Here is a 15613-nt window from a genome sequence, read left to right as displayed (position 1 = left end):
TGGCCCATTTCCTGGAATATCAAAGGTATCTAGCCATGCGCGTCAATCACTACAGTCTTGATAAGCTCTCGAATCTTTTTGGCATCCAGATCGGCAGTATCGAGGGGTTGAACGCCCCAGCCGGATGGGGGCGGGTCGCGCCAGGCGAGCGCTCTACCAGTCACCGCCATGACGAGACCGAGTTCTTCGTCATCGTTCAAGGTCAGGGCAGCATCCAGGTGGGGGGTCAGAGCCATGAAGTGGGTCCAGGCAGCGTGGCGGTCTTCGAACCCTTCGAAACCCATGTCATTACCAACACCGGCAGCGAAGACCTGGTGTTCTTCCTGTCCTACCGGCGCGACGCCGAACGGGCCAGCCAGTCGGCCACTTCACCCGAGCGTCAGGTGCCTGCGCAGCGGCCCCAGTTCATCTTCTCCACGCCGCCCACGCCCAATGGCGACCTGCACCTGGGACATCTGTCCGGGCCGTACCTGGGGGCCGACGCGTACGTGCGCTATCAGCGCCTGATCGGCCACACGGCCTGGCACCTGACAGGCTCGGACGACTACCAGAGCTATGTCGACGCGCTGGCCAGGAAGGACGGCAAGCGCCCCGCGCAAGTGGCTGAGTTTTACTCCGCCGAGATTCTCCAGACCCTGGCGGCGATGGACATCGAACTCGACCAGTACACGGTCACCGACAAGTCCCCCGACTACGCCAGCGGCTTGCAGCGGTATTTCACCAGGCTGGTGGACTCCGGGCGGGTGGCGTGCGCGCAGGTCGCCGCCCTGCAAGACCCCGAGACCGGTGCCTACCTGTACGAAGTGGATGTCTGCGGAGCCTGCCCAGGGTGCGGCAGGACCACCAACGGCAATATCTGCGAGGAGTGCGGCGAACCCAATGTGGTAGTCGACCTGGGTGAGCCGCTGTCACGCCTCAGCGATCGGCCTGCGCAGCGAGTGGAGCGCGAGCAGTTCACCTTGCCGCTCGGCGAGTTCGCCTCGGACCTGGAGCGTCACCACAGCCTGGGCCGCGTACCGGCCAGGCTCAAGGAGCTCACCACCCGGGTACTGGCTCACGAGCGCCTGGATATCCCCATGACCCATTACAGCGATTGGGGCATCCGCCCGGTCGAGTCGGACCAGGAGCAGGTGATCTGGGTGTGGCCGGAAATGAGCTACGGCTTCCTCTACGGTATCGAGGCACTGGGCCGCAGGCTGGGCGCGGACTGGAACGCCCAGGCGCCCCAGCGTGACTGGAAGATCGTCCATTTCTTCGGCTACGACAACAGTTTCTACCACGGCATTCTGTACCCCGTGCTCTACCGCCTGGCCTGGCCCGACTGGCAGCCGGACATCGACTATCACGTCAATGAGTTCTACCTGCTCGACGGCAAGAAGTTCTCGACCAGCCGCCGCCATGCGGTCTGGGGCAAGGACATCCTCACGCCCGAGACCGTCGATGCCGTGCGCTACTACCTGTGCCTGACCCGTCCGGAAGATCAACGCAGCAACTTCGAACTGGCGGCCTACCGGGAGACGGTCCGCGACGTGCTGGTCGGCAAATGGCAAGCCTGGCTCGGCGCGTTGGGCGATCGGGTGAACCGGCACCACGCAGGCGTCGTCCCGGATGCCGGGATCTGGACTGCCGAGCATTCGGCCTTCCTGGCCACGCTGGCCGTGCATCTGGAGGCGGTGACCCGCGCGCTGAACCCTGAGGGTTTCTCCCTGCGCCGTGCAGCCGCCCAGTTGAACCGGCTGGTGGACGATGCCATGGCCTTCGCCGCCACCCAGCAACTGCTGGCCTTGGCGGCGCACCTGAAGGACGAATATCGGACCTCGGTGGCGCTGGAGCTTGCAGCGGCACAGTTGCTCGCCCAGCTCGCCGCGCCCCTGATGCCGCGCTTCTCCACCCGGCTGCTGGAAGCATTGGGCAGCACGTCGGGCGCAGTCTGGCCTCGTACCGTGGAGATCATGGTCCCTGGCAGCCAGTGCTCGCTGGCCGACGCGACCTTCTTCCAGAACCCCGATGAGCCAGGGTCCACCGAACATGGCTCCACCGAACATGGCGCTGACGAACACCGCTCCGGTGAACTGCCCGCCGCGCAGCCCTGCGCAACCTGGCTGCAACGGCAGGTCGAGCTCCTGATACCCAGAGCAGGCACCGACGCTGGCAGTCGCACGCTGCAGGAGCTGGGCGCTTCGTCGCTGGTGGCAGTGACGCTCCAGTACCAGCTCCTGCAGGACAAGGCGCTCGACGTGCCCATCGACAAGCTGATGCACACCCCTCTCGATGCCTTGGCCAGGGAGGTCGACGCCTGCGCCGTCGCGAAAGATGTGACCGAGGAGGTGGCATCATGAGCGCGACGGCCCTCTTGAACACGCTGACGTCCGCGGGGCTGGCCCTGGAGGTGGAGCAGGGCAACCTCAAGCTGCGCGGGCCCAGCGAGGCGATCACCGATGACCTGGTACAGGCCATCAAGGCGCAGAAACCCGCGCTCATCCATTACCTCGAAGCGGTCAGCACCGCATTCCCTCTCACGCCACTGCAAGGCGCCTACGTCAGGGGGCGCTCGGCAGCGTTCGAACTGGGCGGGGTGTCCAACCAGGTCTACCACGAGATCGACGGCGAGTGGGACATCGAGCGCCTGCAGGACGCCCTGGCTCAAGTGAGCGCGGCCCACTCGGCGCTGCGCAGCCGTGTGCTGGACGAGCACCGGCAATCCGAATCCAGCGCCGGGCTCGAGCTGCTGGTCAGCGATTGGCAGCACCTCGATGCACCGCAGCAGCAGGTGCAAAGGGCCGAGAAGCGTGCAGCGCTCAGCGCGTTGACCTTGCCCCTCGACGGCCCGTTGGTTCGTGTCGAAGTCGCTGTACTGGACCACCAGCGCAGGGTGCTGTTCGTGAACCATGATGGCCTGGTCATGGATGGCATCAGCATGTTCCTGTTCTTCGATGCGCTGCACCGCTGTTATGAAGGCGGCACCTTGGCCGCGGATCAACTGGTGTTTCGCGACCACGTCCAGGCCATCGCCAAGGACCGCGATGGGCCTGCCTACACGCGCTCGAAAGCGTATTGGCTGGCACGTCTGGCCGATCTGCCAGCCGCGCCCCGGCTGGCGCTGCCCAACGGCGCAGGGACGCAGGTCGATCACCGTTTCACCCAGCGCTCGGTCACTCTGGATCCGGCCCAGTGGGACGCCTTGCAGCAACGATGCCGGGACCAAGGCCTCACGCCTTCGGCTGCACTGCTGTTCGCCTGGTCGCACGTCCTGGCCCAGTGGGGGGCGGGCGATCGCTTCACCCTCAACGTGACAGTAGCCAACCGACGGCCCATGCACCCTGCGGCGTACACGGCGATCGGTCCGTTCTCCGACCCCATGCTGGTGCACGTCGAGTTGCCCGACTCCCTGACGCTGGCGCAGGCCGCCGCGGCCCTGCAAGCGCGCCTGCATACCGACCTGGACCATCGACACTTCTCCGGGATCGAAGTCATGCAGGCGCTCGCCCGAACCGCTGGCGGGCCGGGCGCGGCGAGCATGCCCTTCACCTTCAACTCGACGGTGGGCGCTTTGGGCGGGGTCGATGGCACGGCGCTGACCTTGCTGGGCACCGAGGTCTTCAGCGTCAGCCAGACGCCACAAGTGCTGCTGGACGTGTTCGTGATGGAGCAGCGCGGTCAGTTGGTCATACGCCTGGACGCGGTCGAGTCGCGCTTTCACCCCGGCATGCTGGACGCCATGACGCAGGGTTACGCCCTGACCTTGCAACAGCTGACCGCGAAGGCCACCTGGGCGCAGCGCACCCTCGATCTGCTGCCTGCGACGCAGCGCGCCAAACGTGCGGCCGCCAATGCCACCACGACCCCGCTGACCCGGCAGTGGCTGGGCGACGCCTTGCTGGAAGCTGCCAGCACCCACAACCAGGCGCCGGCCATCATCACCCGTGACGCTACCCTGAGCTACCAGGAGGTGTTTGCACGGGCGTCGGCCGCAGCGGCCTGGCTGCAGCGACAGGGCGTGCAACGCAACGAACTGGTGGCCGTGCATGCGCGCAAAGGGCCAGAGCAGATCATCGGTATCGTGGCGTGCGTGCTGGCCGGCGCGGCCTATCTGCCGGTGGACGTGGCGCTGCCGCAGAACCGCAAGGCCTACATGCTCGACCATGCCGGGGTGAGGTGCGTGCTGGTGGACGGGGCCTATGCGGACGAGCGCCTGCACCTGCGGCTCGACCAGACGCTACCGGCCCAGGCACTGCCTGCTCGCCCAGCCGGCGTCAACGGCGACGATCTGGCCTATGTGCTCTACACCTCAGGCACCACCGGCGAGCCCAAGGGGGTAATGGTCACCCACCGCAACGTCGCCAACCTGGTGGCCGACTGCGCACGGCGCTTCGGCATCGCCCCGACTGACCGTTTCTTCGCCATCAGTGCATTCAACTTCGACCTGTCGGTCTGGGACATCTTCGCCAGCCTGTCCAGTGGCGCAGCCCTTGTGCTACCCGATCACGACCGCGTGGCCGACCCTGAGCACTGGCGGGAACTGGGCGAACGGGGTGGCGTGACGGTCTGGAACTCGGTGCCGTCGGTGGTGCAGATGCTGCTCGACCACGGCTGCGCGCTGCCTTCGCAATTGCGCCTGGTGATGATGAGCGGGGACAAGATCCCGGTGACCCTGGCGGCACGCCTGGCCGAGTCCAGGTCGGACATCCGCCTGGTATCCCTGGGAGGGCCTACCGAGACCACCATCTGGAACATGGTGCACGAGATCGCCCGCAGCGATCTGCAAGGGCTCAGCATTCCCTACGGCAGGCCCAACGCGAACAACACCGCCCATGTGCGCGATGCCGCCAATCGCGACTGCCCGGAGTGGGTGGCGGGTGAGATCTGCTCAGGCGGTGCCGGGGTCACGCCAGGCTACCTGGGTGATGAGGCGAGGACGGCGCAGCGATACGGGTGGGACGAGCGCAGCGGCGAGAGGCTGTTCAGGACCGGCGATCGCGGCAGGTATCTGCCCGATGGCAACATCGAGATCCTTGGCCGAATCGACCATCAGCTCAAGGTCAACGGCTACCGTGTCGAAGCCGCCGAAGTGGAAGCACGGTTGGCCGAAGTGGACGGCATCCGTCAGGCCGTCGTCGTGGTGTGCCATGAGCCCCACGGCGCCACCCTGGTTGCCCATCTGGTGCCGAGCGGTTCTGCCCTGGAACCTGCTGCGATCAGGGCGCAATTGTCACGCGATCTGCCGGACTACATGGTGCCCGCACGCTACGTCTGGCATGCGTCGCTGCCGCGCAATCGCAACGACAAGATCGATCGCACGGCGCTCAGCGAATTCACTGCCCAGGCCAGCGCCGCGCCACCGGCGCCAGACGAGCAAGCGCCGTGCTCACAGGTGATGCGCGACGTCCTGGACATCTGGGCCAATGTACTAGGACGGCCCCAGGCTGAAATCGACACGGCAGCGGACTTCTTCGCCTCCGGGGGCAGCTCGATGGCCGCGGTCAGGGTGCTGACCCAGGTGCGCAAGACCTTCGGCATCGGGCTACCGCTCGATGCCCTGTACCAGTACAACTCCGTGCAAGCGCTGGCCAGGCAACTGTCCGCGCAGATCGCCGAGAAGGAGGCGGCTGCCCGATGACTTCCTTTGCGCTCGAGCGAATCCTTGCTAGCCCACCCACCGCTGGCGGCGACCTGATCCTGGGTAGCCTGGGCGGTGTCACCAGGATGCCTCTGACAGAGGTCTTCGTCCGATCCAGCGTAGTGGCCGAGCATCTGCAGTCACTGGGATTGGGGCCTGGCGACAGCATCGGTATCCTGGCGGCCAACTGCCTGGAATGGGTGCTGCTGGACCTCGCTGCCTTGCGGTTGAAGATCCGCACGGCAGGTTTCGACCCCGGCAAGTTCCGCCTGGAGGATGACCTGGCGGCGCGCTATGACCTTCGTTGGCTATTCACCGACAAGGGTGCGGACGATCCCGCTTCGCGGGTAAGCACGTTATCCAGCCTGCCCACCGGGCTGGACGGGCAGGTGAACCAGATCGTTCCTCCCATGTACGCAGCCGAAGACACCACGACGATCAAGTTCACCTCAGGCTCGACCGGCGCCCCGAAAGGCCTGGCCGCGACGGTAGGCAGCATCGACTCGTCCCTCTCGGCCGTACAGCAGGTGTTCCAGCACGGCCCGCCGGACAACCTGTTCATCTTCCTGCCGCTGTCGCTGCTGCAGCAGCGCTACTGGATCTACTCGGCCTTGGCCTTCGGCCACGATGTGACCCTGAGCACCTACCAGGCCGCGTTCCTGACCCTGGGCCAGGCCAAGCCAACGGTGGTCATGGGGGTACCGGCGTTCTTCGAAACGGCCCGTCGACACATTCAGGGCCCGAGCACTGCCAGTCGCGACACCGAGAGCCTGAAGGCCAGGGCTCGGCAGCTGTTCGGTCCCAACATCCGTTACCTGTGGACAGGCTCTGCCCCGGCCGACAGCGCCACGTTGCACTTTTACCGGGAAGTCGGATTACCCATCTACGAAGGGTACGGACTGAACGAAACCTGCATCGTCACCAAGAACCATCCGGGCGCGTCCCGCGAGGGGAGTGTGGGCCAGGCGCTCGCCGGCAAGCGGGTGGTGATCGAGGCGGATGGCTCGGTAGTGGTGTGCAGCGATTTCCCGGTCAATGACGCCTACCTGCATGCGCCGCCCGGCGCCTCCGAAAAGATCTTCGTCGCCCCGGGACGCGTGCGAACGGGCGACCTGGGCTACCTGGATGAGGATGGCTTTCTGTTCATCAAGGGCCGCAACGATGACGTGATCGTGCTGGACAACGGCAAGAAAATCGATATCCAGCCGATCGAAGCACGTTTTCGCGAAGCGCCCTGGGTGGCCGAATGCGTGATCTTCTGCCTGGACCAGAAGGACCTGGTGGCGGTGCTGTCGCCGGCCGGTTCCCTGGACGAGGCCACGAACGTGCACGGCCTGCGCCAGCAGATCAATGCCCGGAGCCAGCCCGACGAGCAGGTGTGCCGGACAGTGGTCGCCGACGAACCGTTCTCGATCGACAACGGCTTGCTCACGTCCCAGTACAAACCGATCCGCCGCGCAATCTTCGAACGATTTCAATCGCGTCTGACCGCCAAAGTGGAGGCATGAAGCCATGCATGAAGAGCTGGTACGACTCGCCCGGCAACAACTGGCCAACTGCCTGGGGGTCGATGGCGACGCCCCCCCGATGAACTTGGACGACGACATGGCCAACACCTTCGGCCTGACGTCATTGAACAAGGTGCTGTTCATCACGGCCCTGTGCGACGTGGCGCGGGTCGATATCGGCCGGCTCACCGAGGAGGACCTGGACAGCATGCGCACGCTCGGCGACGTCGTGCGGATCCTTGCCGCTACCGAGACGGTCGAGGACGTCTGAGCCGCACGCCAACAACGCGACACGCCAATGAATCCACAACGAGGTGAATCATGAACTGGAAAGAAAACGCATCCGCAGTGCTGGAAAACGACCAGGTGCAGATGAGGCCGGTGACCGAGGCCGATCGCGCGGCGATCCGCGAATTGGCCAAGGATGGTCATATCTGGCGCTACTTCGTGTCTCGCGTGGGCACCGATGCCGAGTTCGACACCTTCTTCTCCGGCATGCTGGCCGACCAGGCCAGCGGCGCACGGGCCGTGTACGTCGTGGTCGACAAGTCCACCGGCGCGGTGGCAGGCAGCATGAGCTACGGCAACCTGTTCGAGAAGGACGCGCGGCTGGAAATCGGCTGGTCGTGGCTGGGCGAGGCCTTCCGCGGCAAGGGTATCAATCGCTGGGCCAAGTTCCTGCTCTTGCAGCATGCCTTCGAGACCCTGAGTGCGCAGCGCGTCGAGTTCAAGACCGACGTGCTCAACCTTCAGGCGCGTGCCGGCCTGAGGAACATTGGCGCTCAGGAGGAAGGAGTACTGCGCAGCTTCAACTACATGCCCGGCGGGCGCCGACGCGACGCCATTTTCTACAGCGTGCTTGCCGCGGAGTGGCCCGCGATCAAGCAGGGCTTGCTCACCCAGGAGAAGCTTCGCCAGCCCGCCGAGGCGCAGGCATGACACCCCAGGCTACCCGGGTGTGCCTGCGTGGCGATGCCTTCGCGCGCGGCCATCAGCATGGCACCGCCTTGCGCGAGCGCTTGCAGGCGTTCGTCGCCGATGGCCAGTGCCGCCTGGACTGCCTCACCGACCGCGACCTCAGTGCCCAATACCTGCAGCATCTGGTCGCCAGCCACCGCGAAGTGGTCTGCGCCGTGATGCCCGACATCGGCCTGGAAATCGATGGCCTGGCCGCAGGCGCTGGGCTCAGCCGAGATCAGGCCTGGCTCCTGCAGCTTCGCCGCGAGGTGATCGGCTACCACGCCACCACGGCCGGCGACTGCACCACCTTGGCCACGCTCCAGGGCGAGAGCCTGCTGGCCCAGACGGTCGATCTGAACGGCAACCTCGACGACTGCATCGCGGTGCTGGACATCCAGGGCACGCCCTGTCGCGCCCTGGTGCTCAGCTTCGCGGGCCTGCTGGGCTATCTGGGCATCAACGAAGCGGGGCTGGCGATCGGGCTCAACCTGGTGCTGGGCGGGACATGGCGGCCGGGCGTCCCGCCGTATCTGGCGATCCGCCACCTGCTCGATACCTGCCAGACGGCCAGCCAGGCCCTGGAGCGCCTGAGAAGCCTGCCACTGTCGAGCTCGCGCTCTTTCACCTTGTGCGATGCACAGACAGCCTTGACCGTCGAGGTACTGGAGGGGGAGTGCAGGGTACTCGAACAGCAGCTCCTTGCGCACACCAATCACTACCTGCACGAGGACTTCCTGGCCCAGGATCGCTTGAACGTCTTCGCTCGCAACGCCTCGCTGCGCAGGCTGGAGGCTGCGCGAGCTTTCATGCAGCGCCCGGTGATCGATGCCCAGGGCTGCTTCGAGCTGTTCTGCGCTGCGCCGATCTGTGTCAAAGGCACCGGCAACATCCGCAAGGAACGAACGGTAGCGGCTGTGGTGATGCGCCCGACCCATGCCGAAATGCAGCTGCGCTGCGGCGATCCATCGCTATCGAACACCAGTACCTATGCACTGACGCCCTCCATGCCCACGCACACGCCGCGAGGTGCCCGACCATTACTCCAGAGATGACAGCTGCACCGCCGCTTCACTGAACATTGTCAGGCCGCCGGTGGGTGAGCTCATCGGAACCGGTCGCCGTGAGGATGCCGTGGCCGATCACCCCCCGCATCCTCAGGTCACTGACGCTCAAGGAAGAGGCTACGGACGCTCTTGTGAAAACAACAATCCTGTAGAGAGGCAATGTGATGACTCGTGCAACCAGTGTCATGAACGACTTGCAACAGATCGCCAACGAAGTGGCCAGCGACCTGCGCCTCACCGCCTCGCAAAGAGACGCATCGCGGGCGCTGAGTGCCGATGAGGTCGATCGATACGCGCACTCCGGCCTGTGGGCGATCACCGTGCCCGAAGCCTACGGCGGACCGGGGCTGGGGCATCAGGCGGTGGCCAGGGTGACCCGCATCATCGCGGCCGCCGACCCCTCCATCGCCCAGATTCCGCGCAGCCACTTCCACCTGATCGAGGTGCTCAAGGTGGTAGGCACCGAGGCCCAGAAACGCTTTTTCTTCGACCAGGCGCTGGCCAACAAGAAGCTCATGCAGGCCGCCTCCGAGATCGGCACCAAGACCATCAGCGAGATCAAGACGACGCTCACCCAACGCGACGGCAAGCTCTACCTCAATGGCAAGAAGTTCTATGCGACCGGGTGCATCCACGCCGATTGGATCGCCATCGTGGCCAAGGACGAATTGGGCTTCATGGTCAATGCCGTGGTGGCACGGGACGCGGCGGGGGTCACCGTGGAAAACGACTGGGCAGGGTTCGGCCAGCGAGTGACCGCCAGCGGCACGGTCAAACTGGTCGACGCCCAGGTGGATGAATCGATGGTCTTCGGTTATACGGAAGCCTTCGTCGAAAACAACGTGATCGGTGCCGGGTCCCAGTTGATCCATGCCGCGATCGACCTGGGGATCGCGTGCGAAGCCCTGGCCGATACCAAGCAGTACGTTCGGCAGCACACGCGCCCCTGGATGGACAGCGGCCTGGAGCGGGCTACGGACGATCCGCTGCTGATCGATCAGATCGCCAGGCTCGAGGTGGCCACGGCCGCGGCATCGGCCATGCTCGATCAGGCCTCGGCCAGCATGGACCAGATGCCTGACCGGCCTGACGAACAGGCGGTCGCCGAGGTGTCCATCGCCGTCGGCATGGCCAAGGTTCTGGCGGACGAGGCGGCGCTGCTGGCGACCAACAAGCTCTTCGAGCTGTGTGGCGCCAGCTCCACGCGCGAGCAACTGAACCTCAACCGGCACTGGCGCAATGCTCGCACCCATACCCTGCATGACCCCGTGCGCTGGAAGCTGCAGGCCATCGGTGACTACTTCCTCAATGGCAAGCTGCCCAAACGCCACAACTACATCTGATCGGTGTCGCCAGCGCCGTCAGCGGCACAGGGTGACTGTCACTGCGGGCACCCTGTGTTTGACTCGTTCGGCGCGAAGGACAGCTGCGCTTGATGGTGCACTGGAAAATTCACCGAGCGCGCGATGAAGCATTTCTCATGGGCCATGTCGTGCAGTACCCGCGCGGTGTGGACGTCCGATCCAGGTGCCAACAGCACCTTGGGTCTCAAGGTGACCGAGGTGAACTGCCCGCCGCCATCGCGCTCCACGACCATGGTCCCCTGGGCATCGTCCTCGTAGGCCAGCACCACCACGCCGGCTTCGGCACACAGGCCCAGGTACCAGAGCTTGTGGCAGGCGCCCAGGGCGGCCAGCAGCAGTTCCTCCGGGTTCCAGCGCGTCGGATCACCCCGGAAGGCAGGATCGGACGAGCCTTCGATGGGCGCCTTGCCGGGCGCATTGATCACATGGGCTCGGCTGTAGCCCTGGTAGGACGAAGTACCCGATCCCTGGTTACCAGTCCAGGTCACCTGAACCGCGTATTCATGGCCTTTCGTGTGCATGGATCCCTCCTGAAGGGGTGGATGAATGTTTTTTAACCAGGCGTCATGCCGGTCGAGGCTCAGTCGGCGGGCACGCCCAGGTGCCTGAGGAAACTGTGCATCGCTGGCGACAGCTCCAGCCAGTCACGGTAGACCACGCACAGCTGACGGCACGCCCAGTCATCCTCCAGCGCCACCCTGGCGTAGGCATAGCGAGGCTGCAGCTCATCGGCGATGCTCTGGGGCACGATGCCTATCCCGACCCCTTGATCGACCATCGTGCACAGGCCATCGAAGGTCTTCATCCGAATGCGCAGCGTCAGGCTGCGTCCAGAGGCCTCGGCCTGGTCCTGGATGTGATCCTGCAAGGCATTGCCGGATGCCAGGCCGACGAACACCTCGTTCAGCACGTCGGCGAAACGGATCGTACTGCGCGCTGCGAGGTGATGGGAGGGGGGGACGATCAGTAGCAGGTGATCACGGGCGACCGGGCGTACATGCAGCCCGGGACACTCGCACGAGTCGGAAATGATACCCGCCTCGATCATGCCAGCCGCGACGCCCTGGACGATCTCCAGGCTGGTCCTTTCCCGCAGGTCCACATGGATATCGGGCCGCCCGGACAGCCAGTCGGCCAGCCTGGGGGGCAGAAAGTGAGTCAATGCCGCCGTATTGGCGTATAGCGAGAGCGTGCCACGCGCGCCATTGGCGAACCCGTTCAGCTCACTCTTGAGCAGGGCTTGCTGTTGCAGGATCAGCCGCGCATGGTGGGCCACCGCTTCGCCTGCCTGGGTAGCGACTACCCCACGGGAGCGTCGCTCCAGCAGCGCCACCCCGGCGTCGTGCTCCATGTTGCGCAGTCGCTCGCTGGCAGAGGCCAATGCCAGGTGAGCCGCCTGGGCGCCCTGGGTGATGCTGCCAGCGTCCGCTATGCAGAGAAACAGTCGAAGGTCGGCAAGATCGAAGCGCATGAAGGTCTCCAGCCCAGCCTTCGGCTCAACCGAAGGCTACGAAAATTAATCCTAATTGTGCGCCCAGGCGGGATCACCTTCAATTCGGGCATGAACGAGACTTTTTTCTTCTACTCGATGATTACCCTGACCTTCATTGCCGCTGGGCTGGTGAAGGGCGTCACGGGCATGGGCCTGCCTACCGTCGCGATGGGACTGCTGGGCACCGCGATGCCGCCGTCGGCCGCGGCGGCGATACTGATCATTCCGTCGTTCGTCACCAACGTCTGGCAGTTCGTGTCGGGACCTGCGATCGTCCGGCTGATCCGCAGGCTTTGGCCCATGCAGCTGGCGATCGTGATCGGGACGGTACTGGGCTCGGCGCTGCTCATTTCGGTCAACCCTCTGTGGTCAGGCTTCGCTTTGGGTACCGCGCTGATCATCTATGCGGCCTATGCGTTGTTCGCTCCGCCTCTGGTGGTCACGCCGGGGGCCGAGAAGTGGCTTTCTCCGATCATCGGCCTGATAACGGGCGCAGTGACGGGCGCTACGGGCGTGTTCGTCATGCCGGCAGTACCGTACCTGCAGTCGCTGCAACTGGAAAAGGAAGAGCTGGTACAGGCGCTGGGATTGTCGTTCACCGTATCGACGCTGGCGCTGGCGGCCGGGTTGCTGCTGCATGGCGGCCTGAAGGTCGACCAACTGGGGCTTTCGACCCTGGCGATCATTCCAGCGCTCGTCGGGATGTTCATCGGTCAGACGATTCGCGCGCGAATCAGCGCCAAGCGCTTCAAGCAATGCTTCCTGGCGTTTCTCATCGTCCTGGGTATGGAGCTGGCCTCGCGGCCGTTTTTCTGACGTCCTCCCAGGCCAGGACGCCGTGCGGTGAAGCACGGCATACACAGCAAGGCGATCGACGCTCAACGGGCGTCCAGGGAGCAGGAGATGAAGCTTGAAGACGTCGATCCAGGTACGCTGCTGGCCGTCTGGTACATCGCGCTGGCGATCATCGCGATCCTGGTCATGACGATCGGCCAGAGCGGGGCGATTTCCTGACGCCGCCGGCCCGGGATCAGGGCAGGGGCTGCGGCCTTCGTTTCAGCAGAAAACTCACCAGCTCCTGATAGTAGCCAGGCAGCGACTTGAAGTCCCTGAAGCAGATCATCAGTTTGCGTAGCGCCCAATCGTCCTTGAGCTTCACCATTCTGAGGTCGAGCAGCTTGCCAAGCCGCTGCGCCGCCTGCCGCGGCATGATGCCCAGGCCCACGCCAGAGCTGATCACCTGCGCGATGGCGTCGAAGCTGGCCAGCCGGACGCGATAGTTCATGCGCACACCCATTTTCCTGGCATGACCCTCGATGGACTGCTGCAGAGCGCTGCCTTCGGCCAGCCCGATGAACTCGTAATGGACCACGTCGGCGAAGCAGGTTTCTTCGGTGGCGAGCAGGTCGCTCTTGCTCGGTACGACCACCACGAGATGATCGTCGCTGAATGCTGCCATGCACAGGCCGTCCAGGTCGACCGAATCGGCGACGATCCCCAGATCCGCGGCCTTGTTCTTCAAGTCGCTGACGATCTCGCTGCTGACCTTCTCCTTCACTTCGATGGAGATCTTGCCGTTGATCTTCAGGAATTCGCCCACCAGCTCGGGAAGGTACTCGCTCTGAGCGGCGGAATTGCACAGTAGCCTGATGCGACCCTGTAGGCCCTGGCCGTATTGGCGCAACTCACTGCGCATGCATTCGATCCGGCTCAACACGCCCTGGGCGTGGTGCTGCAGGGAAAATCCCGCGTCGGTCAATGAAATCCCCGCCCTTGAGCGATTCATCAGCGACACGCCCAGCTCACTTTCCATACCCCTCAGACGCTCGCTGGCAGCTTGCAGAGTGAGGCTCGAATGCCTGGCCCCGTGGGTGATGCTCCCTGCCTCGACGATGTTCAGAAACAGCTTCAAATCGACTAGATCGAATCGCATGATCGCTCCCCTTCGAGTGCCCTGCGGCAAAACATCGCCCTGGCGCAGAACGCTCGGTGATTGTTATTGATGTGAAGGGTCTTGCGCGGCCAGCGGGCTCACGCGTGCTCACCCACTGCAGCGCTGCGGTGGGTGTGGCTGAGAACCGTTGGCTCGATTGGTCATTGAACACGTTGATCGGGGATCGATCGCTCGACCCCGTTCCTTTCGAATAGGCAAGCGTAGCTCAAAAGCGATAATTATCTTGGCGATCGTCTGGAGGGCGCCTTGTTGGGCGCCTCAGTGCGCAGACATCGAGAAGCTGGCAGGTACATTGCGCAGGCTCAGGGCCGTCAGCAGGCACACGACCAGTGCGCTCACCGCCAGTAACGCGCTCCAGGCCAGCGGCCCATGCTGCAACGTCAGTGCGGCCAGAGGCGAGGCGGTCGAGGCCACCGACAGCTGGATGGCGCCCAGCAGGGCGGCGGTCGAGCCCAGGGAGGTGTCCTGGGACGCCATCACCAGCGACATCAATGTCGACTCGGCGATGCCCAGCCCGAACAGTGCCAACGCCATGCCGCCGGCCACACCCGGCAATCCCAGACCGGTCGCTGCGCTGAGCAAGGTGAGCAGCGCACCCAGGGCCATGCACGACACACCGACCAGGCTCAGACGGTTCAACCCCAGCCAGCCGATCAAGCGGCTGGCGAGCAGGGCGCCGACCATCACCGACATGCCGGTCGCACCGAACAGCAGTCCGAAGTGCTGGGCCGTCAGCCCGTAATGCGCCTGATAGACCAGCGTGGCGCCGCCTATGTACGCGAACAGGAAAAAGAACACGGCTGCGACCGCCAGGGTCGGACGCAGGAAACCGGCGTCGCCGAGAATGCCCAGGTAAGTGCGGCACGCCTGGCCCAGGCGCAGCGGCTCACGGCGCTCGACGGGCAGGGTCTCCGCAAGGTTGAGCACAGTGTTGAGCAGTACCAGCAGGCCCACGCCCGCCAGCACCAGCATCACCGCGCGCCAGCCGAAATGGGCATCGATCACGCCACCCAGGGCCGGCGCGAGGATCGGCGCCACGCCCTCGATGGTCATCAGCAGCGCGAACAGTTTGGTCGCCGCCACGCCCTGGCTGACGTCGCGCACCATGCTCATGATCACCACCAAGGTCAGTGCGCTGCCAAGTCCCTGGAAGAAGCGCAGGGCGATCAACGCATTCAGGCTGGGGGCCATGGCCGCACCCAACGAGCACAGGATGAACAGCAGCAGGCCTGCCAACAGCGGTCGGCGCCGACCGTAGGCGTCCACCACCGGGCCGAAGATCAGCTGGCCGGCGCCCATGGCCAGCAGGAAGAAAGTCAGCGTCAGTTGCACGCGGGTGAAACTGGCCTGGTAGTGGCTGGCGATTTCCGGAAGGCTCGACAGGTACATGTCGACGGCCGACGGACCCAAGGCCCCGATCAGGCCCAGGCCCAAGGCCAGCTTGAACGGTACGGAGGGTGAAGGAGTGGCGTTCATGATCATCTCGCAGATTTACGACCTACCGGCCGGTAGGCTGCGAATCCTAGGTGCGTGCCAATAGGTAGTCAAGGACCTTTGGCCAAAGACCGGACGATCTGCCACAGTGCCGTGCGCCGGGCACGCCGGTCGACAGCGTCCGAAGACCTGTGGCTCTGGGAAGGGAGGTGGGAAGGGC

The 15613-nt window shown here is 64.7% G+C and carries 12 protein-coding genes; 8 read left to right on the top strand and 4 right to left on the bottom strand.

What is annotated here, in order from left to right:
- Positions 1-35: 35 nt before the first annotated feature.
- From IAE34_RS19595 to IAE34_RS19565, 7 genes are all read left to right on the top strand, one after another.
- On the top strand, positions 36-2339 hold the full coding sequence (locus tag IAE34_RS19595) for a class I tRNA ligase family protein (protein ID WP_200140601.1): 2304 nt from the start codon (positions 36-38) through the stop codon (positions 2337-2339).
- Positions 2336-5617, top strand: a complete 3282-nt coding sequence (locus tag IAE34_RS19590; RefSeq protein ID WP_200140600.1) for a non-ribosomal peptide synthetase — start codon at positions 2336-2338, stop codon at positions 5615-5617. Before IAE34_RS19595 ends, IAE34_RS19590 begins: the two co-directional genes overlap by 4 nt.
- Positions 5614-7125 (top strand): AMP-binding protein, encoded by a 1512-nt coding sequence (locus IAE34_RS19585; RefSeq protein WP_200140599.1) that lies wholly within the window; start codon positions 5614-5616, stop codon positions 7123-7125. The genes IAE34_RS19590 and IAE34_RS19585 overlap by 4 nt, the downstream gene beginning before the upstream one ends.
- Positions 7126-7129: 4 nt before the next feature.
- Positions 7130-7396 carry a hypothetical protein gene (locus tag IAE34_RS19580; protein ID WP_200140598.1) on the top strand — a complete coding sequence of 89 codons (267 nt, stop codon included), beginning with the start codon at positions 7130-7132 and terminating at the stop codon, positions 7394-7396.
- Between the two features lie 50 nt (positions 7397-7446).
- Entirely contained in the window at positions 7447-8064 is a 618-nt protein-coding gene (locus IAE34_RS19575) for a GNAT family N-acetyltransferase (protein ID WP_200140597.1), read from the top strand.
- Positions 8061-9137 carry a C45 family autoproteolytic acyltransferase/hydolase gene (locus tag IAE34_RS19570; protein WP_200140596.1) on the top strand — a complete coding sequence of 359 codons (1077 nt, stop codon included), beginning with the start codon at positions 8061-8063 and terminating at the stop codon, positions 9135-9137. The genes IAE34_RS19575 and IAE34_RS19570 overlap by 4 nt, the downstream gene beginning before the upstream one ends.
- Before the next feature lie 176 nt (positions 9138-9313).
- Entirely contained in the window at positions 9314-10492 is a 1179-nt protein-coding gene (locus IAE34_RS19565; RefSeq protein ID WP_200140595.1) for an SfnB family sulfur acquisition oxidoreductase, read from the top strand.
- Between the two features lie 38 nt (positions 10493-10530).
- Here the strand turns inward: IAE34_RS19565 and IAE34_RS19560 are convergent, their stop codons facing one another.
- Both IAE34_RS19560 and IAE34_RS19555 read right to left on the bottom strand, forming a co-directional pair.
- A complete protein-coding gene (locus IAE34_RS19560; protein ID WP_200140594.1) occupies positions 10531-11034 on the bottom strand; it encodes an OsmC family protein in 504 nt (167 codons plus the stop codon).
- A gap of 59 nt (positions 11035-11093) precedes the next feature.
- Complete coding sequence (locus IAE34_RS19555; RefSeq protein WP_200140593.1) at positions 11094-11984, bottom strand: LysR family transcriptional regulator; 891 nt, start codon at positions 11982-11984, stop codon at positions 11094-11096.
- 90 nt (positions 11985-12074) lie between these two features.
- Here IAE34_RS19555 and IAE34_RS19550 point away from each other — a divergent pair, with 90 nt between their 5' ends.
- On the top strand, positions 12075-12821 hold the full coding sequence (locus IAE34_RS19550; protein ID WP_200140678.1) for a sulfite exporter TauE/SafE family protein: 747 nt from the start codon (positions 12075-12077) through the stop codon (positions 12819-12821).
- 214 nt (positions 12822-13035) lie between these two features.
- Here IAE34_RS19550 and IAE34_RS19545 read toward each other — a convergent pair whose 3' ends face one another.
- Together IAE34_RS19545 and IAE34_RS19540 are read right to left on the bottom strand one after the other, a co-directional pair.
- A complete protein-coding gene (locus IAE34_RS19545; RefSeq protein WP_200140592.1) occupies positions 13036-13938 on the bottom strand; it encodes a LysR family transcriptional regulator in 903 nt (300 codons plus the stop codon).
- A 279-nt stretch (positions 13939-14217) separates the two neighbouring features.
- Positions 14218-15435 carry a Bcr/CflA family efflux MFS transporter gene (locus IAE34_RS19540; protein ID WP_200140591.1) on the bottom strand — a complete coding sequence of 406 codons (1218 nt, stop codon included), beginning with the start codon at positions 15433-15435 and terminating at the stop codon, positions 14218-14220.
- Between the last annotated feature and the right edge of the window lie 178 nt (positions 15436-15613).

The sequence above is a fragment of the Pseudomonas sp. S30 genome, assembly GCF_016518545.1.
Taxonomy (GTDB): Bacteria; Pseudomonadota; Gammaproteobacteria; order Pseudomonadales; family Pseudomonadaceae; genus Aquipseudomonas.
This window is presented reverse-complemented; position numbering and strand designations above follow the sequence as displayed.